This window comes from Gemmatimonas sp., from assembly GCF_021298855.1.
GTDB lineage: Bacteria > Gemmatimonadota > Gemmatimonadetes > Gemmatimonadales > Gemmatimonadaceae > Gemmatimonas.
This window is the reverse complement of record NZ_JAJTHI010000030.1, coordinates 1-21,094: the sequence shown is the minus strand read 5'-3', so window position 1 is coordinate 21,094 and position 21,094 is coordinate 1. Positions and strand designations below refer to the sequence as shown.

The following is a 21,094-nucleotide window of genomic DNA, read 5'->3' as shown; positions in this document are numbered from 1 at the left end:
CCTACGGGCGGCGTGCGGGCGGCGTGCGGGCGGCGCGTGCGGGCGTCGTGCGCGCGGGGGCCTGCACGCAATGCCAGCCCGCAGCGGGCCGCGCCCCCCGCCGCGCGTCTCTGAGGGGGTGACGCCGGCGCGCCGCGCGACAGCGCGGCGGCGCCCGGCCACCCCCGAAGCCACGCGCGAAGGGGTGGTGCGGAACCGCGGCGGGCGGTCGATCGCGCGACGATACCCCGACCCCGACCGCGACCCCGACCCCGACTCACCGCTCCGTCTACGACGGCGCCCGCAGCACCAGCGCGGCGTTGATGCCGCCGAAGCCGAACGAATTGCTCACCACCACGCGCGGCGACAGCGCCCGCCCGTTGCCGGGCACGAAGTCCAGGTCGCACGCCGCATCCGGCGTACGCAGCCCCACGGTGGGCGGAATCCAGCCGCGCGCAATCGCCAGCGCGCAGATTGCCGCCTCGAAGGCGCCGCTGGCACCGAGCGCGTGGCCGTAGTACCCCTTGGTGCTCGAGATCGGAACGGCCCGCGCGTGCGCGCCGAACACCCGCTTGATCGCTTCCGTCTCCGTCGGATCGTTGAGTGGCGTGCTGCTGCCGTGCGCGTTGATGTAGTCCACGTCGACGGGCGCGACGCGCGCATCCGCAAGCGCCATCTGCACGCAGCGCGCCGCCTGCGCCCCACCCGGCAACGGCGCCGTCATATGATGGGCATCGTTGGTGGTGCCGTATCCACCCAGCTCGGCATAAATGCGCGCGCCGCGGCGCGTGGCATGCTCCCATTCCTCCAGCAGCAGCACGGCGGCACCCTCGCCCATCACGAAGCCGTCGCGATCGGCGTCGAAGGGGCGTGACGCCGCCGCCGGATCATCGTTGCGGGTACTCATCGCCCGAATGAGCGCAAACGCGCCGAAGCAGAGTGTCGCCAGCGGCGCCTCGCTGCCACCGGCCAGCATCACGTCGGCGTGGCCATCACGGATCTGCCGGAACGCCTCGCCAATGGCCATGCTGCCGCTCGCGCAGCTCATGGCGTTCGTGGAGTTGGGGCCACTGATGCCGAACTCGATGGCCATGTTGCAGCTCGATGAGCCCCCGAATACGGCCAACGCCAGCGTGGCATCCACCGCCCGCAGCCCCGCCTCGGCAAAGCGGGCCGCCTGCTCCTCGGCATACCCGACACCCCCCAGCGCCGTCCCCATCATCGCGCCCATGCGCTCGCGGTCCACCGCCTCCAGATCGAGCGCCCCATCGCCCAACGCCAGCATCGCACTCACCACCGCAAACTGACTGTAGCGGTCGAGCCGCTTCACCCGCTTGGCGTCAATCCACGTGGTGGCATCGAAGTCGTTCACCTGCGCCGCGCACTGCGAGCGATAAATGCTGGCGTCGAAGCGCGTGAGACGCTGCACCACCGACCGCTCGGCCCGCAGCCCGCTCCACAGCGCCTCCACCCCCGTGCCGATGGGAGTGACGCAACCGATGCCCGTGATGGCCACACGGCGGCGAGGGGCACCGGCGCGCGCCGCCGGCGTGGACGTTGACGTGTCGTCGTTCATGTGTGGCGCTCCGCGACCTTCGCCAGCCCCGCCAGGGTGCGCGACGCGATGCCGTGCACGAACACGGGGGCAATGACCTGCGTGGCGGCAAACGGGCCAATGAGTGGCCAGTTGGGGCCGTCCCACACGTGCACGATGCGCGTGAGCGTGCCACCGTCGACCGGCGTGAAGCTCCACTCCACATCCATGCGCGTCGTGACGCCGCCAATGTGCCGGAACCGCACCCACGGCACCTCGCGATTCACCGCCATCTCGGAGAGCCACCAGGTGGGCCAATTGAACGGGCCGAACGGCCGGTTGGCCGCCATCTCCACAATGCCGCCGCCGTCGCGTCGCGATTCGCGGAAGCGCACGTACCGGTAGTGCGGCAGATACGCGGGCCAATGTTCCACCGCCGCGGCCACCTCGAAGATGCGCTGGGCCGGCGCCCGCACCACCAGTTCGTCCACGGTGGTGACAAGACGCCCGGTGGGAGGCGGCCCCAGCACGAAGGGATCGGCGGCGGACTGCTGTGGAGACGTCATGATCATTGGCAGGAGGAAGAAGCCGTCACGGCATCATGGGGCAAGATACCCCGGTGACCAGTGCGCGGTGACGCGAAAGCCGAGCCGGCGCCGAACCGTGGCCGGGCACCGGGTCGCGCGCTCGACCAGCGCCTGCAGCTCGTTGCGGGTATACCCGCGCAACACCGACAGCACGCCGTCGTGGCGACTCACCGGGTGAAAGCCGAGCGCAAACGACGAGACCCACAACCCGGCCACGGCCAGCCAGCTGCGTCGCAGATCCCCCACGATCACCGCCACGCGCGCCACCCGTGTGCACTCCTGCAGCAACCGCTCGGCCTCGGCACCGTCGAAGTGGTGCAGCACCTGCGACAGGGTCACGATGTCGATGCTGCCGGTGGCGAACGGCAGCTGCATGGCGTCGGCGGCCAGCCCGTGGGTACAGCGCGCCGCCGCCGCGCCCGCCAGCAGCGGCGCCCGCTCCAGACCAATGGTGCGCAGCACCACGCCCCGCGCGCGCGCCACCCGTTCGGCCGCCGCCGGGATATCGCCCAGCCCGGTGCCGATGTCGAGCAGCGTGAGCGACGCCCCACCGGCGGGGCGTGTGTCCAGCACGGCGCGCAGGGTGCGCACCACCGCGTTGCGCCCGCCAAAGAACCGGTTGGCCAGGGCAATGTCGCGCAGCGAACGCAACGAGAGCGCGGGGTCTGCGTTCGGGTCGTCGAGGATCTCCGACCCGCGGCGCCGCGCCGGCGTGAACATGGGGGCCGTGGTTACCGCTCGAGCACGGCGTAGCCGCCGCGATAATAGAGCAGCGGCTTCCCTTCGTAGGTCGCGCCCGCCACGACTTCCCCCACCACGATCACATGGTCGCCTGCGGGATGCCGGGCCACGATGCGGCACTGCAGCGAGGCGAGCACGTCGTCGAGTATCGGGTCGCCCAGTTCGCCGGTGGTGTAGCCAACGCCTGCGAACCGGTCGTCCACCTTGCCCGCGAAGCGGCGCGAGATGGCCTCCTGTCCTGCGCTCAGCACATTCACCGCAAACGAATCGGCCGCGCCAATGACAGGGGCCATGGTGGCCTCGTTGCCGATGCACACCAGCACCAGCGGCGGCGACAGGCTGAGCGAGGAGAAGGCGCTCACCGTCATGCCGTGCGGCGTCGAGGTGGCGTCGCAGGTGGTGATGACCGTAATGCCCGTGGCAAAACGGCCGAGGACGGCGCGGAACAGGTCGGAGTCGATCACACGAGACAGGGAGGGGGAAACGGGGAGCGCGCGGCTCACCCGAGAAAGCGCAGCAGGGTGCGAGGCGTGAGCACGGCGCGTGGCGGCACGAAATCGCCGGTCACGCCAATGAGCAGGTCGGCGAGATCCCGGTCGCGCGACAGCACGCGCGCGGCGTGGTTGAGCAGTGGTGGCATCCCCACCGCCATGCCGATCAGCTGTTCCACGCGCCACTTGCCGCCGAAGGTCTGCTGCCGGGCACGCTCGTAGCCGCGCAGCGCGCGCACGTGCACATCGCGTGACGAGGCGCGCACGGCCGACAGGGCGTACTCGGTGAGCAGTTCGCCACCGCGCAGCGCCGAGTAGATCCCTTCGCCCGTGAACGGATCGTAGAAGTCGGCGGCATCGCCGGTGAGTATGGCCCCCGGGTGCCACGGACGGCGGGCACGCGACGCGAAGGGGCCGGTCGCGCGCACGGGGGTGACCCGCGTCGCGCCGCCAAAGCGCGACGCCAGCGTAGGGTGCGCCTCGAGCCAGCGCGTGAGGTACGCGGCGGTGCCGTCGCGCATGTCGCCGGCGTGCCGGCGGGGCACGACGAGGGCCACATTGACCAGTCCGTCGCCCACGGCCGCCAGCCCGACGTATCCGCGGCGGGTCACGTGCATCTCGCCCAACGTGCCCACGCCGCTCACGTGGCGGTAATGTGCCACCAGCGCCACGCGGCGCGGCCAGCGCGACTGGTGGGCAAGGCCGAGGCGGCGCGACACCACGCTGCGCAGCCCGTCGGCGCCAATTACCAGCGCGGCGTGCACGGTGCGCTCGCCCGCCGGCGTGCGCAGCGTGGCCCCGGTAACGGTGCCGTCGGGCTGCTGCAGCAGCTGCTCCACCTTGGCCTGCTCAAGGACCTGCACCCCGGCGGCACGGGCGCGGTCGAGCAGCACGGTATCGAGCACCTCGCGTCGTACCCCGAGTCCGCGATCGCGGAAGCCGCGGAACCCATGGCGCGCCACGAACTCGCCGTGAATGCGGTCGCCGGACGGGGCGTGCACCACCATGCCCGACAGGGCCGCGGCCTGCATCTCGAGCGTCTCGAGCGCCCCCATGGCGTGCAGAATGCGCGACCCCTCGGGGCTCACGTACTCCGCGCACGGCTTGGCACGCGGGAAGCGTGCGCGGTCCACCAGGCAGACGTCGAGTCCCGCCTGGGCACAATGCCAGGCGGCGGCACTCCCGGCGGGGCCCCCGCCGACGACAAGGACTTGGACACGATGCATGGCGTTCACGGGAGTTTAACCCCCCGATCGGGTTCCAGGTTCGCCCCGGGGAACCGCACCGGCCCATCAGCGCCCCATCAGCGCCCCATCAGCGCCCCATCAGCGCCCCATCAGCACCCCATCAGCGCCCCATCAGCGCCCCAACAGCAGCACCGCCAGGGCGCCCACGAGCGTGCACAGCAGGTTCACCAGGTCGTTGTCGAGCCAGTGCACCCCGCGCCACGGCTGCGTTGGCGTTCCGCACCGATGCACGATCTGCTCCGTTTCGCGTGCGCAGCTGGCGCACCAGCGCCGAGCCTGCCAGAACGCGCCAACGACCGTGTCCGCTACCGCACCGGCGATCCCCGCCGCGGTAACCACGAGGACCGCCGACGGCGGGATGAGCGCCATCACCGCCGCCGCGGCCGCCAGTGTCCATGCTCCCAGTACCATCCCGGCGGAACCGGCGAGGCTTACGGCTCCCGAGGTGCCGACAGGCACCGGCCCCCGCGTGCGCAGCGACCACGGGCGTCCGCGCCACCATGTCCCGGTTTCCGTGGCCAGGGTGTCGGCGCCGGCGGCCACCAGCGCCGCGGCGCCCATGAGCGCGGCGGTGTCACCGATACCGGCCGCCAGCAGGCTGGCGAGGGCACAGGCGGCGAACACCCCGCCGTTGGCCAGCACCTGCGCCGCGTCGCGCTGCCCGCCTTTGGCGACCACATCGGCCGTGGCCCGTTCCTTGGTGCGCTTCCCCAGGCGCGAGGCCAGCGATGCCGTAACGAACCAGAGCACGAGGAACAGCCCCCAGCTTCGCCCGGCGGTCATGGCCACCCCGCCCACGGCAGTGGCCGCCAGCGCCCCGCTTCGCGCCAGGGTGCCGGCGCGCCACGCGACGGTGACAATGACGGCGGCCGCTCCGAATCCCAGCAGCACGTCGGACAGCAACGCCGACGGCAGCACGCGCGGTCAGCCAGCCAGCAGGCGGGTCATGCGCGCCCGGAACTCCGGCGACGCGCGCTCCTCCGCAGCGGCCGCGGTGCTTACGGCGCACTCGCGCAGCCGCAGCCGGAGCGCACGGACCTGCCGTTCGAGACGGGCGCAGCGCGCGCAGTGCCGCAGGTGCGCGTGAATGATCTCGCGCAAGGCAGAACCCGGCAGATCCGAATCGAGCTCACCATCCACGTAGTCGTGGAGGTGCAGTCGACTGATGAAGCAGTCAGCGGCCAGGGGGAGTGAACCGGCTGGGGGAGATTTGAGGGCGGGAGCCACGGTCGCGCCGTCCCGCGCGGCGGCCCCGGCCATACGGTCGGAGCGGGGACGCACGGGAAACCGCAGCGCATTCATGAGAGACAAACGCTGACCACCTGTCAATTGGTTCGCAAGCGCGACCATGAATTGTGTGGCACGGCCCCCACAGGTGCGCCGCCGGCAACAGTTTCCGCTTGTTTGCACGACCGGGAACACGTTAGCATGGACGACTATGCCGCGTACGTCACTCGCCAACGATGGCCGGAGCTCCCGGGCCACGCCGCTCGCGTCGGACACCGTCTTGCCGCTCAGCGGTGGGTCCCTCGACGCGCGCCTGCCGCTGGCGCTGCTGGAGGCGGTCAAGGCCATCGATACGCCGGCGGCGGAGCTGGATGCCGACTTCGTGCACGAGCTGCGCAACAAGCGACTGGGGCTCAGCGACACCGTCCTCCAGCAGATCCGCCGGTACGGCGATGCCGTGCGAGCGCGGCAGCGCATCACCTACGACGAGATCCTCGCCCTGGCCCGGCTCATCGGACGGCGTCCCGACGCCGATCTGGCCTTCCGCGAGGCAGGACGCCGCTGGGCCAAGGCCATTGTAGACACCGTGGGCGGTGCCCGACGCGGGGCGGCCCGCTCGCTGCCGGCGCTCCTGGCTCGACCCATCGCCCTGGGGGCGCTGCGCCGGCTTGCCCGCCGCCACATGGACGGTACCTTGGTGCGGCAGGGCAGTACGCTCCTGCTCGATGTGCCGGCCCCCGTCTCCGCCGATGCAGCGCCCAAGGGCGCCGGGTGCGGGCTGTACGAGGCGGCGTTCCGCGAATCATTGCTGCTCCTCGCCGACGCCGATGGCGCCGTGGAGCATGTCATGTGTCGCAGCCGCGGCGACCACAGCTGCCAGTGGCGCGCCGAGTGGCGTCGTCGCTGACCCCCACCTCGTCCGATTCTTCCCCATGCTCACCCCTGAGTTGCTGCCGCGTCTGCAGCAGCTGCTGACCGACGCGGACCTCGACGGCTGGCTGCTGTACGACTTCCGTGGCACCAACGCCATCGCCGCCGGGCTGCTGGGCTTCGGCGGCCTGTGTTCACGCCGCGTGTTCGCGTTCATTCCGCGGACCGGACTCCCCGTTGGCATTCAGCACGCCATCGAACCGGGACCGTGGAAGCAGTGGCCCAAGGGCTGGCCGTTGCGCGTGTACAGCGGCTGGCGCGCCCTCGAGAGTGAACTGGCCACGTTGGTGCAGGGCAAGCGCGTCGCCATGGAATACTCGCCGGGTGATGCCATTCCCTACCTCGACCGCATCCCCGCCGGTGTGCTCGAAATGGTGCGCGCGAGTGGCGCCACCGTGGTGAGCAGCGCGGAGCTGGTGTCGCAGGTCTACGCCACGTGGACGCCGGCCCAGCTGGCCTCGCACCAGCGGGCGGCCGAGCACATTGCCCGCGTCGCGCGCGACACGATCGCCCATGCGGGCGCGTGTGTGGCGGCGGGCACCCCGGCGGCCGAACACGAGTTGCAGCAGCGCATTCTCGAAGCCTTCGAGCGGGCGGGGCTCCTCACCGACCACGGCCCCGACGTTGCCGCTTCCGAGAATGCGGCCAATCCCCACTACGTCCCCTCGGCCTCCCGGCCGCGCCTCGTGCAGCAGGGTGACGTGCTGCTCGTCGACCTGTGGGCGAAGGAGCCCAACGGCATCTATGCCGACCAGACGTGGATGGCATCGCTCGGTACGCCCGCCACGCGGGTGGTCACGGTGTGGGAAGCGGTGCGCGATGCGCGTGACGCCGCGCTCACGCTGCTGCGGGACCGCATTGCGGCGGGGGAGATCGTGCGTGGCGGGGAGGCCGACGACGCGGCGCGCGCGGTGATCACGGCGCGCGGCTTCGGCAACGATTTCTGGCACCGGACCGGCCACAGCATCGATGCCCGCGAGCTGCACGGCAGCGGCCCGCAGATCGACAACCTCGAGTCGCGCGACGATCGCGTCCTGATTCCCGGCGTTGGCTTCTCCATCGAACCGGGCGTCTACCTCACGGGCGAGTTCGGCGTGCGCAGCGAGGTCAACGCCTACGTGGGCGACGACGCCCTGATCATCACGCCGGGCGAGATCCAGCAGGAGCTCTGGGTCGTTTGATCCGTTCGCGGCGTCCGGCGTCCCGCCTGCTGTCCCCCGCTGCCCGCGTTCCGACAAAGGAGGCAGGCAGCCGGGCGCAGGAGACAGGGAGCAGGTGCTGGTCGATTACCGTGCTATCACTGCTGCTGATGATCGGCTGCGCGCCGCAATCGGAAGCGCGCACGCGCATCGCCGATGTCGAGGCCACCATCGGCACGGCGGCGAATCCGGCCGGCGCGCCCAGCGACGCGTCCCGAGGCGGGTCACTCGCCCGCGCCGCGGGGGGCCCGGCCGGTACCGACTATCGTGTACAGCCGGCTCCCACCCCCGGCGTGGTGCTCGGCATGATCAGCGGCGGCTCGCCCAAGGACACGAGCATTGCCCCCACGCACGATCTCGCCGTGTGCCGCCCCTTCAGCGAAACGCTCCTGGTGAGCCGCGATGGAGGGGTTGGCGATGCGGTGGTGTGGCTGAACGGTGTGGGCAGCGGCCCGCGCGACGACGCTCCGCGGCGCGTGCGCCTCACGCTCGACGGCTGCCGGCTGTCGCCGCGGGTGCAGCGCATGGCCGCCGGCAGCACGCTGCTCGTCAACAGCCGCGACGCCATGATGTCACGGCTGCAGTTCACCGCCACCGGCGAGGCCGCGCCACGCGCCACGCTGCTGCTCTCCGATGCCGGGCAGGTGGTGCCCACCGCGCAGGCCAGTGCGGCCCCCGGCCTCGTGCGTGTGAGTGACGACCTGCATCCGTGGGTGCGCGCGTGGCTCGTGGTGGCGCCGCATCCCTTCGTGGCCGTCACCGCGGCCGACGGCACCTTCCGCTTCGACGGCGTGCCCCCCGGCCGCTACACCCTGCACGTGTGGCACGAGCGCCTCGGGACGCGCGAGACGCGGGTACGCGTGGACGGCGGCGTGCAGACGCGCCTGCAGCTCGCGTACTAGGTCAGCCCCCGATCGCGTAGAGACGGGCGTACACGCCGTCTTCGCGTCCCAGGAGTTCGGCGTGGGTGCCGGTCTCCACGATCTGGCCGGCGTCGAGCACCACCACCGTGTCGGCGCGCCGCACGGTGCTGAGCCGGTGCGCAATGATGAGCGTCGTGCGCCCGTCCAGCAGCTCCTCGAGCGCCTGCTCCACGTAGCGCTCGCTCTCGGTATCGAGGCTCGACGTGGCCTCGTCGAGAATGACCACCGCGGGGTTCTTGAGGAAGACCCGCGCAATGGCGATGCGCTGGCGCTGGCCACCGGAGAGCTTCACTCCCCGCTCCCCCACGAGGGTGTCGAGGCCGTCGGGCAGGCGCGTGATGAATTCCCACGCGTGCGCCGCGCGCGCCGCGCGCAGAATGTCGGCGTCGCTGGCGCGCGGGTTGGCGTAGGCGATGTTCTCGCGAATGGTGCCGCTGAAGAGCACCGGCTCCTGCGGCACGATGCCAATGGCGGCGCGCAGCGTATCGAGCGTGAGGTCGCGAATGTCGATGCCGTCGAGCGTGATGCTGCCGCCACTCACATCCCAGAAGCGCGGCAGCAGGCTGGCAATGGTGGTCTTGCCGGCGCCGCTGCGCCCCACGAGCGCCACGATCTCTCCCGGCGCCATGGCCAGGGTGATGCCCTGCACGACATCGGGCTGGTTGGGCTGATAGCGGAACGACACGTCGTGGAAGCGCACGTCCCCGCGCAGCGGCGCCGGCAGCGAGAGGGGAATTTCCGGGTCGCACACGCTGGGCCGGGTATCGAGCAGCTCCCACACGCGGGTGGCGGCGCCCACCGCTTCCTGGAAGTTGCCGAAGAGGGTGGCGAGTGAGCCCACGGCCGCCGCCACGAACAGGGCATAGAACAGGAACGCGACCAGCGTGCCGGCGGTGAGCTTGCCGGCGAGCACCTGCGTGCCCCCCTGCCAGAGCACGGCCGCGACCGCGCCGAAGGCCACGAAGCCCACCACGCTGAAGAACAGCGCCCGCGTGCGGGCGCGCGTGACGGCCACGCCCACGAGCTCCTTGAGTGCCGCCCCGAAGCGCCGCGTCTCTTCGGCCTCGCGGGTGAAGCTCTGCACGGTGCGGATGGCGCCGAACGATTCGTCGGCCATGCCCATGGCCTCGGCGATGCGATCCTGCACGCTGGTGCTCGCCGCGCGGAGGGAGCGGCCGAAGAAGATGGCGGCGCCCACCACGACTGGTACCACGGCGAGGGTCGTGAGGGTGAGGCGGAAATTCGTGACGAACATCATGAGCGCGCCGCCCAGCAGGAAGAGCACCTGGCGCGAGAGCTCGGAGACCCACGTGCCCAGCAGCGATTGCAGCAGGCCGAGGTCGCTGCTGAGGCGGCTGGTGAGCTCGCCGGTGCGCCGTTCGGTGAAGAAGGCGGGGGAGAGCCGGATGAGATGCGCGAAGGTGCGGGCGCGCAGCGCCGCCACGATGCGTTCCGTGGAGGAGCTGAGCAGGTAGACCTGCACGAAGTTGGCGCCGGCCTGCACGGCGAATACCGCCAGCAGAATGAGCGCGATGCGATCGAGCGCCGGGCGATCGCGCTGCTCGAAGGCCGCGTCGAGCAGGAAGCGCATGACCGCCGGGAAGACCAGCCCCGCGCCGGCGGCGATGACGAGGAAGACGAAGGCAATCGCCAATCGGCCGCGATACGGGCGAACGAGCGGCAGCAGCCGGCTGAGCGGCTGCAAGGAGAGAGAAGCCTTGGGCACGCCGGAAGATTGCGGACGGAGACACGGCTGTCTACCGCCGGGGCGGGCGAACTGCGCGTGGGGACTACGCGCGATCGACGACGCGTTGGCGGGGACGCGTTGGCGACTACGCGTTGGCACGAACGCGTTGGCACGAACGCGAAGTGGCGCAGGCGGCCACGCTGGCGCCCACGCGGGGCAACGACGAGGGCGACCTGGCCTTCGGCCTCGGTCGCCCCGCGTGGTTGCAGCGTGGTTGTCGCGTGGGGGCCCGCGTGGGTGCCCGCGTCGGTGCCCGCGTGGGTGCCCGCGTCGGTGCCCGCGTCGGTGCCCGCGTCGGTGCCCGCGTCGGTGCCCGCGTCGGTGCCCGCGCCCCTCCGCGTCCCCGCCAACGCGTCCCTGCCAACGCGTTTTCGCCAACGCGTCCCTGCCAACGCGTCGTCGATCGCGCGTGTCCCCCCGCGTTTTTCCCCGCTATCGCGCGAGCGCCCGATCTATCCCCATGGCCACGAACAGCAGCGCCAGGTACAGCAGCGAGTACTTGTACACCCACCATGCCGGCCCCGTCCACGGCTGCCCCTGCTGCGCGGCCCAGAGCACCTTGAGCACGCCCCACAGGAGCAGGCCACCCAGGACGAGGGCGCTCACCAGGTACAGCAGGCCGAAGGCCCCGTACAGCACCGGCAGGACCGTCAGCGCCAGCAGAATCACGGTGTACCACACCATCTGGAGCATCGTTTCGCGCTCGCCCCACACCAGCGGCGCCATGGGTACCTTGGCGCGGCCGTAGTCCACCTGCTTGAGCAGCGCCAGCGCCCAGAAGTGCGGCGGGGTCCAGTAGAACACGATGAGGAACAGGCACAGCGCCGTCACGTCGAGCGTGCCCGTGACCGCCGCCCATCCCACCAGCGGCGGGAAGGCACCGGCGGCCCCGCCAATCACGATGTTCTGCGGACTCGTGCGCTTGAGGATGCGCGTGTAGATGAACACGTAGAAGTAGAAGCCCGCCAGCGCGAGCCCCGCCGTGAGCACATTCACGAAATGCGCCAGCATCCACGTGGCCAGCGTGGCGCAGAACACGCCGAACGCCAGCACCTGCGTGGGGGACATGCGGCCGCTCGGAATGGGGCGCAGCCGCGTGCGCGCCATCACGTCGTCGATGTCGCGGTCGATGTACATGTTCACCGCGTTCGCGCCACCGGCCATGAGATACCCGCCCACCATCACCAGCAGCACCGTCCAGAGGCTCGGGCTGCCGGCGGCGTACATGGGCGCGGCGGTCGTGACCAGCAACAGCGAGATGATGCGCGGCTTGGTCAGCGCGACGAGGTCGCGCGACAGCGGGGTGTCGGCCACGGGGCTTGGGGGAGCCCCGACTGGCGGGTTCCCGTTCACAGGGGCGATGCCGGTTGCCATATCACGCAGAGTGCATGGCGCGCCAGGCGCCATAGAAGAGAGCCACGAGGCCGGCGATCGGCAGGATGACCTGCACGATCTCCGCCCACCGTCGCGGCACGGGAACGTCGCTGTTGGCCGGGGCCGTGGGCAGCGTACGGAACACGGCGCGCAAGATGAACCACTGCGCCACGCTGCAGGCAATCACCGCCGCCCAGAACAGGACGGGCCCGAGGGTGGTCGGGAGTGAGGAGTCAATCGGGGAGTTCATGACAATTGAAAACTAGACGGTGAACCGAGGTGGTGAACCCCCGTCCCGTGCACTACCATAGCGCCCATGGCCAAGCCCCCGTCGTCCGTTCCCGCCGCTGCCGCCGCCCCCGCCTCGGCAGCCCCCGCCACGGAGCTCCCCCGCTCCCTCGGCCTCTGGAGTGCCATCGCCGTGCTGGTTGGTACCACGATCGGCTCCGGGATCTTCCGGTCGCCGGCTGGCATCGCCGACAAGCTGCCCGGCCCACTGCCGCTCATGGCCGTCTGGGCCGTGGGTGGCCTCTTCGCCCTCTGCGGCGCCCTCACGCTGGCCGAGCTGGCGGGGGCCATGCCCCGCACGGGCGGCTACTTCATCTACATCCGGGAAGCGTGGGGGCGGCTCCCCGCCTTCCTGTACGGATGGGCCGAATTCACCCTCATCCGGGCCGCGGCGCTGGGGGGCATCTCGCTCACCTTCGGTCAGTACGCCCTGCGCGCCGTGGGGATCGACCCCAGCGTGGCGCCGTACGACGACTACGCACACTACCTCGCCGCCGCCGCGCTCGTGCTCATGGCCACCATCAACGTGGTGGGGCTCCGCTGGGGGTCGCTCGTGCAGAACGTCACCACGATTGCCAAGTACGGCGGGCTCGTGCTCATCGTGCTGCTGGCCTTCGCCCTCGGGCTCCCGAAAACGGGGGGCAACTTCACCCCCGCCGCCCCGCCGGGCAGCTTCTCGGTCTCGGCCTTCGGCCTGGCGCTGGTGAGTGTGCTCTGGGCCTTCGACGGCTGGGGGGATCTGGCCAAGGTCTCGGGCGAGGTGAAGGACCCCGAGCGCACCCTGCCCAAGGCCATCGTGCTGGGCACGCTGGCGATCATCGCCATCTATCTGCTGGCCAACATCGCCTATCTCAGCGTACTCAACGTGGAGGAAATGCGCCGGGCACCACTGGTGGCCGCGGACGTGGCGCTGCGGCTCATCGGTCCGGTGGGCGTGACGCTCGTGTCGCTCACCGTGCTGCTGTCCACCTTCGGCAGCGTGAACGGCTCGCTGCTCACGGGGCCGCGCATCTTCTTCGCCATGGCCGACGACGGGCTCTTCTTCAAGCAGGTGGCCAAGGTGCACCCCACCTTCAAGACCCCGTACGTGGCCATCATCATGACCGGCACGCTCGGGGTAGCCTTCGTGTTGCTGCGCAGCTTCGAGCAGCTGGCCGACATCTTCGTGACCGCGAGCCTCGTGTTCTACATCATGAGCATCGGGGCGGTCTTCAAGCTCCGTCGGCGCCCCGACTGGAACCCACCGGTCCGAACGCCCTTGTACCCGTTCGTGCCCGCCCTCTTCTGTCTCGCCGTGCTCTTCCTGCTCGGCAACGCCCTCATGGACCCGGCGCAGCGCGTCCCGACCCTCGGTGTGTTCGGGGTGATTCTGCTGGGGGTGCCGGTGTACTACGCCACGGTGGGGCGGGGTGGAGCGGCGCGCTGACGCGCGCCCTTGGGTGACAAGGCAGGATGCAGGTCGAAGGGGTCAGGAAGAAGGGTGAAGCCGGCTGTCGCTTCACCCCTCCCCCTGACCTTCTTCTTCCTGCGTCCTCCCTTGCAAACAAAACGGGGGAGCCGGCACCGCCGGCTCCCCCGTCCTCATTCCACCAGGCCTACGCCTCAGTTGAAGATGTACCGCAACCCCAACTGCATACGCCATACGTCACCCGTATTGGCGGTGCGCTCGAAGCTGCGCGAGAGCAGTTCCGACGCCGACTGGGTGGCCATGCGGTAGAGCGCACGCCCCTGGGCATCGGCACCACGCGCCACGAGCGGGCGGTTGTTGATGGCGCGGAAACCCTGGCCCCAGTTGTCGTTCAGCAGGTTGCCGAAGTTCAGGATGTCGAAGCGCACCTGCAGCGTGTTCTTCTTGCCACCGAAGTTGGCGAAGATGTCCTGCGTGATGCTCACGTCGGCGAAGTACACCATGGGCAGGAACACGGCCCCACGCTGAGCGTACTTGCCGCGGTTCTCGCGCAGGTAGCTGTCCTGGTTGATGAACCGCTCCCACGCGTCCTGCTGCTCCTGCACCGTGAAGGTGCGGCCGCCGGTGCCAGTGGTCGTGAACGCCTCGAAGTTCATCTCCGAGCGGTCGCGCGGGATGTAGATGAGGTCGTTGCCCGTGCCCCCGTCGCTGTTCAGGTCACCGTTGAAGGTGTAGCTCGTATTGCCGGCGTTGCGCCCTTCGAAGAAGACCGACACGCCCGTCTTGCCGAAGCCGAAGTACTGCTTCTCGTACGTGCCCGTGAGGAAGAAGCGGTGGCCGGCGGCCGTACCCGAGATGCCCACGCCCGGATTGTTCGGGTCGCCAGCATGCGGGTTGCCGTTCCACGAGCCGAAGGCAATGGAGCCCGCGTCCACCGTGTTGCGCGACATGCCGTAGCTGTACGCGGCCTTGGCGAACAGGCCGTTGCGGAAACCGCGCTCGAGCGCGAACGCGGCGTTCCACGCCTCGCCCACGTTCTGGTTCTTGAGCACGATGGCGCTGGTCACGTTGCAGTTGATGCGGACCTGCAGACCGGCGGCCGGGCAGGTGTCACTGTAGCGTGGCCGGTTGTCCGGGCCCACGAAGCTCTGCGTGGTGGCCGGCAGGTTGGCATCGATGTAGTAGATGCCGTTCACGTCCTTGCTGTACAGGAACTCGGCCGTGGCCGTGAGCCCCCAGAAGAGGCGACGATCAACGGCCACGTTGGAGCGCCAGATCTGCGGGAAACGGAACGTCGGATCGGTGAGCGCGAGCTCGTACGAGGCGGCCGGGGCGCCGGTGATGGCGCTGGCGGGCGGCTTGTACGCATCCGGGTTCGGATTGAACGGCCGGTTGCGCGTGTTGTCCACCGACTCGAAGCCGGTGAGCACGCCGTTGTTGCCGATCTGGTTCGAGATCCACACGTACGCCGGGCGGCCGGTGAACACGCCCGTACCACCGCGGATCTGCGTCTTCTGGTCGTTGTTCACGTCCCAGTTGAAGCCGAAGCGCGGGCTCCACAGCAGGTTGGCATCGGGCAGCTTCTGCGTCTGGTACTGCACCGACGCTCCCGTTTCGTCGCGGAACGTCAGGCCATTCGCTTGCGGGTTCGTGAAGCCGGTGTTGCCGAAGCGCGGCACGTCCACGCGAAGGCCGAAGGTGAGGCGCAGGTTCTCGCGGGCGCGCCACTCGTCCTGCGCGTAGAGACCACCGTACAGCACCTCGAGCGGCTGGACCGGCTTGACCTGCCCCGGCTGGTTCGCCCAACGCACCTGGAAACGGCGTGCCGTCACCGGTGATGCGGTGCGGTTGGGGTTGGCCAGGAAGTCGTTGGCGTCGGTGAAGAAGTCCTGCAGCGAGTTGTAGACGTACGAGCTCTGCGACCCCGGGAAGAACACGTTCTCCGACTCGTAGCGCTCGAGCGACGCGCCGATGGTGAAGTCGTGCTTGTCGCGCGAGATCGTCAGGTTGTTCTGCAGCTGGAAGCTGTTGTAGCGCAGCTCGTTGTTCGGCGTGAACGGCTCGAAACCGAACGACGTGTAGGTGGCGCCCTGTTCGAGGATGTCGACGAACGGGAAGACCGTGCCGCGGGACTTGCGGCTTTCGTCCTGCGAGGTGTAGCCGATGATGAAGTTGTTGGAGATCCGGTCGCCGATCAGCGAGTTCCACTCCCCCACCACCGACCGGATGTTCTCCTGGATCTGGTAGTTGGAGTTCTGGAAGGAGAGGAACTGGTTGTTGTTCGAGCGGCCGAAACCCAGCGAGCCCGACGTCGACAGCCCGACGTCGGTGTTCGAGTTCAGCATCGTGTAGCGGAGGCTGAACTTGTTCTTGTCGTTCAGGTTGTAGTCGAGGCGCGTGAGCAGGCGGGTGCCCGGCGTCTCGAAATCATAGCCGGCGTAGGGGCCGGTTTCGTAGTTGAAACGATCGCGCAGGAAGGTGCTGAGGCGGTCGAGGTCCGAGCCCAGCACGCGCGTCATGTTGCCCGTGATCGGCGCGCCACCGGGGTTGGCGGTGCGCAGAATCCCCGGGCGGGTTTCCTGCTCATCTTCGAAGCTCGTGAAGAAGAAGAGCTTGTTCTTGATGAGCGGGCCGCCGATGCGGGCACCGATCTGCTGGTAGTTGAACGTGCCGGGGTTGAACGCGTTCGCGCCCGCCTGGCGACCCACGAAATCCTCATTGCGGATGAACGTGTACACCGAGCCGCTGAACTCGTTGGTACCCGAGCGCGTCACGGTGTTCACGCCGGCGCCGGTGAAGTTGCCCTGACGCACGTCGTACGGGGCGATGTTCACCTGGATCTGCTCAATGGCGTCCAGCGAAATGGGCGCGACCCCCGTGCGGTCACCCGGCTGTCCGCCAAGGCCGAACGAGTTGTTGAAGTAGGACCCGTCGACCGTGATGTTGTTGAGACGGTTGTCCTGGCCGGCAAAGCTCGAACCGCTCGCCTGCGGCGTGAGGCGCGTGAAATCACCGATGCGGCGCGAGATCGTGGGGAGGGCCTCGATCGTCTGGCGGCCCACCGACGTGGCGGCGCCCGTGCGCGTGGTGCTCAGCGCGTTGGGGTCGGCCTGCGTGGTGATCGCCTGCAGCTGCACGGCGGCCGTGGAAAGACGGAAGCGCACGTCGGTGGTGATACCGAGGCTCAGCCCCGGGATTTCACGCGTTTCCTTGCGGTAGCCGAGGGCGGAGGCCGTAATCTGGTACGGGCCGCCGATACGCATGCCGATGATGCTGAAGCCGCCGTCGGCACGGCTGCCGGTGCTGTAGCGCGTGCCCGAGGGCTGGTGCACGGCGTCGATGCGGACGTTTTCGATGGGCTTGCCAGCAGAGTCGGTCACCAGGCCGCGAATGGCGGACGTGGTGACCTGCGCCTCGACGGGGCGAGCGGAAGCGAGGGCGAACAACGCCACAGCGCCCGCAATCCAGCTGCGACCAGCACGCCGGATCAGGTGAAACATGAAATGCTCCTGAGATCGAGAGGGGATGGGGCCGGTGGTTCGGGGAGACACCCCGCCGCAACGGAACGGAAACCGGCCGCCGGAATGTAACGAAACCGGTCCGGGGCTGAGTCGCAGAGGGACGGGACGAGGGGGCCGTTACGGAGCTGTTGCCATTCCAGACCGTGGAGCCTTCCCCGAGAACCTTCCGCACCGGAATGTCGTTCAGTCGGGTGGCCGAGTCCGCCGCTTTTCTGGGCAATTGTGACCGGTCTGCTGTACCGACTGTTGCCGGGGTGTTCACACCCGGCCGACATCGGGCTTCCCTCGACTAATCCCACACATCCATGCGACACTTCCGCCAGCTTGCGATCGCTCTCTGGGCGCTCGCCGGTGCTGCCGTGGTGCCGGTGAGCAATGCGTCCGCTCAAGGCCCCACCACCGGTGCTATTTCGGGCATCGTGACCGATTCGTCCGGCAACGGCCTCGAAGGGGCCACCATTACCGCCGTCAACCAGGCGACCGGCTTCCGCCAGTCCACCCAGTCGAGACGGGGCGGCGCCTACACGCTGCAGGCGCTCGAAACGGGCACGTACAACGTCTCGGCCCGCCTGATCGGCTACCGCCCCGAATCGCGCAACGACCTCGTCGTGCGCGTCACGCAGAACGTCCGCGCCAACTTCCAGCTCTCGCGCCAGGCGGTCCAGCTCAATGAGCTGGTCACCACCGCCAGCCGGTCGGCCTCCGATTTCAACCCCTCGCGTCAGGGCGCCCAGTCGCGCGTCTCCGACTCGCTGGTGCGTCGCCTGCCCAACCTGACGCGCAACATCACCGACCTCATCCAGACGTCGCCCTACGTGGCCACCAATCCCAGCAGCGGTGGCGTGTCGAGCTTCGCCGGGCAGAACGCGCGCTACAACAACATCCAGGTGGACGGCCTCACGGCGGTCGACCGCTTCGGCCTCAACTCCGATCAGCAGCTCGGGGCCCAGGCCAACGGCCGCGGCATCACGCTCGAGGCCATCAAGGAGTTCCAGATCCTGCTGTCGCCGTTCGACGTGCGCCAGGGCAACTTCACCGGCGGCCTCACCAACATCATCACCAAGAACGGCACGAACGACTGGCAGGGAAGCCTCTCCCTGCAGTATCGCGACCAGCAGATGTCGGCGAACGACCCGCTCACCCGCAACACCAGCTTCCAGCGTCGAATGTACGCCGGCTCGCTCGGTGGCCCCATCGTGAAAGATCGCCTGCACTTCTTCGTGGCGGCCGACGTGAACAGCGAGCAGGCCCCTGCGGCCGGTCCGTTCTTCGGCCAGGCCGCAAATTCGCCCGTGCCGGTGCCGGTCACGCAGGCGTCGATCGACCGCTTCAACAGCGGCGTGCAGCGCCTCTTCGGCTTCAACGGTGGCGCGGGCACTGCGGTCGCCAACGAAACGCCGCTCTACAATGTGCTGGCGCGTCTCGACCTCAAGATCAACGACCAGCACCGCCTGGTGCTCCGCAACAACTACAACAACAACAAGACGCAGGACTTCGGTCGGTCGAACGCCACGGCCAACCCGTTCTTCGATCTGACCAGCTGGGCCTTCCAGCGCAACGACATCAGCAATTCGACCGGCCTCCAGCTGTTCAGCAACTTCAGCAACGGCATCTCCAACGAATTGCAGGTCGGCTACAACACGCAGGACTTCGAGCGCATCCTGCCGGCCCGCGCGCCGGCCGTGATCGTGGAAAACGTGCCGAACCCGAACGGCGGGGTGTCGCGCCTGCGGGCGGGCGCCGAGAACTCGTCGCAGGGCAACTCGCTGTACCAGGACATCCTGGAAATCCGCAACGACCTGACGGTGCCGGTGGGGCGTCACACGCTCACCTTCGGCGCCCGCGGTGAGATCTACAGCGCGCAGAACACCTTCACGCAGAACTCGTTCGGCGTCTGGACCTTCGCCAATCTCGACTCGCTCGACCGCGGCGTGGCCCGCCGCTTCGAAGTCGGCGCCCCGGTGCCGCAGGGTGGCGATCCGATCGCCCGCTTCACCGCTGCCACGTACTCGCTGTATGCGCAGGACCTCTGGAACGTCACTGATCGCCTGAGCATCACCGCCGGCTTCCGCGCCGACTGGGTCGACTTCCAGGACCAGCCGTTCGCGCTCCCCCGCCTGCAGGGCGACTTCGGCCGCAGCGGCGCGCTCCCGTCCATGCGCCTGCACGCGTCGCCGCGCATCGGCTTCAACTGGGATGTGACCGGCGACCAGAAGAATCAGGTGCGTGGTGGGGTCGGTGTCTTCATGGGCCCGCCGCCGTTCGTGTTCATGTCCAACACGTTCACGAACACCGGCAACAACTTCTCGCAGCTGGTCTGCGACCCGATCACCAACCGCGGCACCACGGTCCCGTCGCCCACGGGGAACTACGTGACCACCACGCCGCCGCCCCGGTGCCCGTCGGGCCAGGAAATCGCCGCGTTCAACCCGAACGGCACCGTCGGCACGGTCAATACGGTGTCGGACGACATCCGCTTCCCGCAGGTCGCCCGCGCCACGCTGGGCTACGATCGGGACCTCGGCAACGACTGGGTGGCCACGATCGAAGGCACGTACACGTACGGCGTGAACGACTTCTTCTACACCAACCTGAACCAGGCCACGCCCACGGCCACCGATCGCAACGGCCGCACGATGTACGGCACGATCGCCGCCACGGGCACGTCGGCGGGGGTCGCCTCGCGCGCCGCCGGCCGCATTGCCACGTACGTGGGGCAGGAAAACGGCGTGTTCGATGCGCGCAACGTGAGCGGTGCCTGGTCGGCCCTGCTCATGACGCAGCTGCGCAAGCGCTTCAGCAACGGCTGGGAAATCAACGGCTCGTACACGTACCAGCAGGCGCGCTCGGTGATCGACGCGACGTCGTCGGTGGCCCGCTCGAACTTCATCAACGGCCGCGTGCTCTCGGGCAACGCGCTCGACACGCAGCTGGGCGTCAGCGCCTTCCAGATGCCGCACCGCTTCGTGCTCACCGGCACGTACACGGCGCCGTGGAAGACCGCGCCCACGGACATCGCGTTCAACTACACGCTGCAGTCCGGCACGCCGGTGGTGTGGACCGCCACGGGCAACGGCGGTCGCGGTGACCTGAACGCCGACGGCTACATCGGCAACGATCCGATCTACGTGCCGCGCAGCGCGTCGGACGCGGGCGAGATGCTCTTCCAGAACGCCTCGTTCTTCGTGCCGTCGGTCGGCGCCAGCCGCCCGTTCACCGCCGCCGAACAGGCGGCCGCGTTCGAGCGCTTCGTGAGCGGCCAGGCGTGCCTGCGCAACGCGCGGGGGCAGATTCTCGAGCGCAACGCCTGCGCCAATCCGTGGTGGTCGACGCTCGACCTGAGCATCCGGCAGGGGCTTCCCGCCGTGGCGGGGCAGCGCGTGCAGCTGCAGTTCGAGGTGTTCAACCTCCCCAACCTGCTGAACTCCGGGTGGGGCAAGATCCGCACGCGTGGCGCGTTCCCGTCGCAGTCGGTGCTCAACGTGGTGGGGGCGCAGAACGATGCGCAGGGCCGTCCGCAGATGGTCTACACGTTCGATCCGCGCGACGCCGACGAGACGTTCCGCGTGACGAACTCGGTGGCGAACTTCTACCGCATTCAGGCGGGCATTCGCTTCGCGTTCTGAGCACGGCGGCAGGGTAGGGATGTATGGGGGCGCGTCCTGGCGGGCGCGCCCCCGCTTCTTTGTTGACCAGGGAACGGGCGCGCCGGACGGCGCGCCCCTCATGACAAGGCAGGGAGCAGAGCGAAGGGGATCAGGGTGAGGGATGAAGCCAGCCGCCGGCTGTCGCTTCCCCCTTCTCCCTGATCGCCTGCCCCCGGCTGCCTCCCTTGTCAACGGAACGGGCGCGCCGGACGGCGCGCCCCTCATGACAAGGCAGGGAGCAGAGCGAAGGG

Annotated in this window: 16 protein-coding genes; 5 read left to right on the top strand and 11 right to left on the bottom strand. The window is 69.3% G+C overall.

Going from position 1 to position 21,094, the window contains the following annotated elements; translation table 11 throughout:
* Positions 1 to 268: 268 nt before the first annotated feature.
* From fabF to LW840_RS10420, 7 genes are all read right to left on the bottom strand, one after another.
* Positions 269 to 1,555 (bottom strand): beta-ketoacyl-ACP synthase II, encoded by a 1,287-nt coding sequence (gene fabF, locus LW840_RS10450; RefSeq protein WP_291268371.1) that lies wholly within the window; start codon positions 1,553 to 1,555, stop codon positions 269 to 271.
* A complete protein-coding gene (locus LW840_RS10445) occupies positions 1,552 to 2,079 on the bottom strand; it encodes an SRPBCC family protein (protein ID WP_291273732.1) in 528 nt (175 codons plus the stop codon). The genes fabF and LW840_RS10445 overlap by 4 nt, the downstream gene beginning before the upstream one ends.
* A gap of 33 nt (positions 2,080 to 2,112) precedes the next feature.
* Positions 2,113 to 2,820 carry a methyltransferase domain-containing protein gene (locus tag LW840_RS10440; RefSeq protein WP_291276952.1) on the bottom strand — a complete coding sequence of 236 codons (708 nt, stop codon included), beginning with the start codon at positions 2,818 to 2,820 and terminating at the stop codon, positions 2,113 to 2,115.
* Between the two features lie 11 nt (positions 2,821 to 2,831).
* On the bottom strand, positions 2,832 to 3,305 hold the full coding sequence (locus tag LW840_RS10435; protein ID WP_291269879.1) for a flavin reductase family protein: 474 nt from the start codon (positions 3,303 to 3,305) through the stop codon (positions 2,832 to 2,834).
* Positions 3,306 to 3,340: 35 nt separating this feature from the next.
* Positions 3,341 to 4,558 carry an NAD(P)/FAD-dependent oxidoreductase gene (locus LW840_RS10430; RefSeq protein ID WP_291276951.1) on the bottom strand — a complete coding sequence of 406 codons (1,218 nt, stop codon included), beginning with the start codon at positions 4,556 to 4,558 and terminating at the stop codon, positions 3,341 to 3,343.
* Between the two features lie 132 nt (positions 4,559 to 4,690).
* Positions 4,691 to 5,497 (bottom strand): DUF92 domain-containing protein, encoded by an 807-nt coding sequence (locus tag LW840_RS10425; RefSeq protein WP_291268367.1) that lies wholly within the window; start codon positions 5,495 to 5,497, stop codon positions 4,691 to 4,693.
* A 6-nt stretch (positions 5,498 to 5,503) separates the two neighbouring features.
* On the bottom strand, positions 5,504 to 5,881 hold the full coding sequence (locus LW840_RS10420) for a hypothetical protein (protein ID WP_291276950.1): 378 nt from the start codon (positions 5,879 to 5,881) through the stop codon (positions 5,504 to 5,506).
* A gap of 136 nt (positions 5,882 to 6,017) precedes the next feature.
* On the opposite strand from LW840_RS10420, the gene LW840_RS10415 reads away from it, so the two are divergent.
* From LW840_RS10415 to LW840_RS10405, 3 genes are all read left to right on the top strand, one after another.
* The gene (locus LW840_RS10415; protein ID WP_291276949.1) at positions 6,018 to 6,713 is read left to right on the top strand and encodes a hypothetical protein; all 696 of its coding nucleotides are present in this window, start codon (positions 6,018 to 6,020) and stop codon (positions 6,711 to 6,713) included.
* Positions 6,714 to 6,738: 25 nt separating this feature from the next.
* Entirely contained in the window at positions 6,739 to 7,917 is a 1,179-nt protein-coding gene (locus LW840_RS10410) for a M24 family metallopeptidase (protein ID WP_291276948.1), read from the top strand.
* A gap of 110 nt (positions 7,918 to 8,027) precedes the next feature.
* Positions 8,028 to 8,837 carry a carboxypeptidase-like regulatory domain-containing protein gene (locus LW840_RS10405; RefSeq protein WP_291276947.1) on the top strand — a complete coding sequence of 270 codons (810 nt, stop codon included), beginning with the start codon at positions 8,028 to 8,030 and terminating at the stop codon, positions 8,835 to 8,837.
* Position 8,838: 1 nt separating this feature from the next.
* Here LW840_RS10405 and LW840_RS10400 read toward each other — a convergent pair whose 3' ends face one another.
* The 3 genes from LW840_RS10400 to LW840_RS10390 all read right to left on the bottom strand — a co-directional run bounded on the left by LW840_RS10400 (position 8,839) and on the right by LW840_RS10390 (position 12,229).
* The gene (locus LW840_RS10400; protein ID WP_291267088.1) at positions 8,839 to 10,584 is read right to left on the bottom strand and encodes an ABC transporter transmembrane domain-containing protein; all 1,746 of its coding nucleotides are present in this window, start codon (positions 10,582 to 10,584) and stop codon (positions 8,839 to 8,841) included.
* A gap of 453 nt (positions 10,585 to 11,037) precedes the next feature.
* The gene (locus LW840_RS10395; RefSeq protein WP_291261674.1) at positions 11,038 to 11,919 is read right to left on the bottom strand and encodes a heme o synthase; all 882 of its coding nucleotides are present in this window, start codon (positions 11,917 to 11,919) and stop codon (positions 11,038 to 11,040) included.
* A 61-nt stretch (positions 11,920 to 11,980) separates the two neighbouring features.
* A complete protein-coding gene (locus LW840_RS10390; RefSeq protein WP_291276946.1) occupies positions 11,981 to 12,229 on the bottom strand; it encodes a hypothetical protein in 249 nt (82 codons plus the stop codon).
* Positions 12,230 to 12,295: 66 nt separating this feature from the next.
* Between LW840_RS10390 and LW840_RS10385 the strand changes: the two genes are divergently transcribed.
* Positions 12,296 to 13,693 carry an amino acid permease gene (locus LW840_RS10385; protein ID WP_291261676.1) on the top strand — a complete coding sequence of 466 codons (1,398 nt, stop codon included), beginning with the start codon at positions 12,296 to 12,298 and terminating at the stop codon, positions 13,691 to 13,693.
* 176 nt (positions 13,694 to 13,869) lie between these two features.
* Here the strand turns inward: LW840_RS10385 and LW840_RS10380 are convergent, their stop codons facing one another.
* Positions 13,870 to 17,175, bottom strand: coding sequence for a carboxypeptidase regulatory-like domain-containing protein (locus LW840_RS10380; RefSeq protein WP_291276945.1), 3,306 nt, complete (start codon positions 17,173 to 17,175; stop codon positions 13,870 to 13,872).
* 326 nt (positions 17,176 to 17,501) lie between these two features.
* Here LW840_RS10380 and LW840_RS10375 point away from each other — a divergent pair, with 326 nt between their 5' ends.
* Positions 17,502 to 20,822, top strand: coding sequence for a TonB-dependent receptor (locus tag LW840_RS10375; protein ID WP_291269872.1), 3,321 nt, complete (start codon positions 17,502 to 17,504; stop codon positions 20,820 to 20,822).
* Positions 20,823 to 21,094 lie beyond the last annotated feature (272 nt).

Excerpts from the sequence above, each read along its gene's own strand:
- fabF (WP_291268371.1), bottom strand. The coding sequence starts at position 1,555 with ATGAACGACGACACGTCAACGTCCACGCCGGCGGCGCGCGCCGGTGCC.
- LW840_RS10445 (WP_291273732.1), bottom strand. The coding sequence starts at position 2,079 with ATGACGTCTCCACAGCAGTCCGCCGCCGATCCCTTCGTGCTGGGGCCG.
- LW840_RS10440 (WP_291276952.1), bottom strand. The coding sequence starts at position 2,820 with ATGTTCACGCCGGCGCGGCGCCGCGGGTCGGAGATCCTCGACGACCCG.
- LW840_RS10430 (WP_291276951.1), bottom strand. The coding sequence starts at position 4,558 with ATGCATCGTGTCCAAGTCCTTGTCGTCGGCGGGGGCCCCGCCGGGAGT.
- LW840_RS10420 (WP_291276950.1), bottom strand. The coding sequence starts at position 5,881 with ATGAATGCGCTGCGGTTTCCCGTGCGTCCCCGCTCCGACCGTATGGCC.
- LW840_RS10415 (WP_291276949.1), top strand. The coding sequence starts at position 6,018 with ATGCCGCGTACGTCACTCGCCAACGATGGCCGGAGCTCCCGGGCCACG.
- LW840_RS10410 (WP_291276948.1), top strand. The coding sequence starts at position 6,739 with ATGCTCACCCCTGAGTTGCTGCCGCGTCTGCAGCAGCTGCTGACCGAC.
- LW840_RS10390 (WP_291276946.1), bottom strand. The coding sequence starts at position 12,229 with ATGAACTCCCCGATTGACTCCTCACTCCCGACCACCCTCGGGCCCGTC.
- LW840_RS10385 (WP_291261676.1), top strand. The coding sequence starts at position 12,296 with ATGGCCAAGCCCCCGTCGTCCGTTCCCGCCGCTGCCGCCGCCCCCGCC.
- LW840_RS10380 (WP_291276945.1), bottom strand. The coding sequence starts at position 17,175 with ATGTTTCACCTGATCCGGCGTGCTGGTCGCAGCTGGATTGCGGGCGCT.
- LW840_RS10375 (WP_291269872.1), top strand. The coding sequence starts at position 17,502 with ATGCGACACTTCCGCCAGCTTGCGATCGCTCTCTGGGCGCTCGCCGGT.